Source organism: Shewanella sp. M16 (assembly GCF_018224605.1).
Lineage (GTDB): Bacteria > Pseudomonadota > Gammaproteobacteria > Enterobacterales > Shewanellaceae > Shewanella > Shewanella oncorhynchi.
The window spans coordinates 1-1,445 of record NZ_JAGTUL010000101.1 but is presented as its reverse complement, the minus strand read 5'-3'; the positions used below and the strand labels follow the sequence as shown (position 1 = coordinate 1,445).

Genomic DNA, 1,445 nt, shown 5'->3' with positions numbered 1-1,445 from the left:
ACATTATATAAAAGTATATATAGGTTAGCTTTAAGCATTTTTTTTATATCATCATTAATAATGCACTCAGGTAGAGGCCTTCCTATACGCGAAGATGAGTCAGGATTCTCTTCCAAATCTTCGTCTGAATTTACTATTGAACTTTTGGAATGATCGATTTTTTTTATAAAATCAATATAGTTTCTAATTTCAACCTTTCTTATTTCAAGTTCCCTTTTGATGTTTTCCATAGCACTAATTACCTAGTAACTTATTAGTCACATAATTGATCCGTCCAACTAAATTACTTTTATTATTTGCAGCATCTGAACGCACTTTTTCTAAAAAATCAATTGATTCTAACCAGTCGACATTATCAACAGTTAATTCTGGCTCAATCTCCAAAGCATTAGCAGTTCCAATTGCTATCGCCTCAAATCTTACTCTAAACGTAGATTTATTTGATTCAGATTTCTTAAATCCAAATGGAAAATTTTTATTAACAAAACTCAACATGTTCTCAAACTTCATTTTCATATCAAGTTTCATTTCATCATTAAAATTATCGCTTGTTCTCTTAAGATAATCCTTTAGAAATGGAGTAACAAATCCCTTATAATTATCTAATGCACCACCTCCAGAATAAGCAAAAAAGCGTGTAATTCTTTCCAGTCCCTCTTCTCTATTAGCAACCTTTCCACCTAAAGGACACAACTTTTTAAAAAGAAGATTTTCAGAACATTCTTTGATAAATTCAGAAAATTCACTTACTACACTTCCTTTTCTGACTTCGGCACTTTTTAAATTATTCCCCCCAGTGTTGACTCTCTCAAACAAGTCATATCTAGCTAAAGATACTGTACTTTCTCCTAATGAAACAGCCCTCAGACTTATATCATCTATTCGATTTCTTCTATGTGCAGGTAGTTCAATATATGTATAACCATTTAAATAATGCAGTTTTTCTAAATTTTTTAATCGAAGATTATTTTCAAGAAAATTATGTATAGTTCTCACTCGTTGTGAGCCATCAACAATTTCCAAATGAGAATTAACATCAGCGAAAAATATTAAAGGAACTGGTATACCAAGAATCAAAGACTCAATAAATTTAGATTGCGCATTATCCGACCAAACAAAATCACGTTGATAATCAGGAACATAAATTGCACCTTTAGCAAAAGTGTCATCTACGTTAAAATCAACATCTAAACTACGAAGATATTTTTTATTAATTTCACTAACTGTATATTCTGATGTTTTATATTCATACTCATTTCGCTTCTCTAATGTATGCTTTTCAATTATGTCAGACTCATTTTTTTGGAGTGGTCTTAACAGTTCCTTAAGAGTTGCTATTTTTTCTGTCTTTTTTACAACTTCATTCATTTCTTTAATCGACAAAACGTCACTACGTTCATTCAACTCTTTTATTCTTTCAATTAATTTATTAAGCTCTTTTACAA

General features: G+C 30.2%; 1 protein-coding gene and 1 pseudogene. Both read right to left on the bottom strand.

The annotated features are described in order from the left end of the window. Positions 1-230 (bottom strand): annotated as a pseudogene (locus KFE26_RS23580) (hypothetical protein); the annotation flags it as partial. 4 nt (positions 231-234) lie between these two features. Further along, positions 235-1,445 (bottom strand): DUF262 domain-containing protein (locus KFE26_RS23575; protein WP_212601912.1); only part of this gene is annotated, 1,211 nt, incomplete at its 5' end.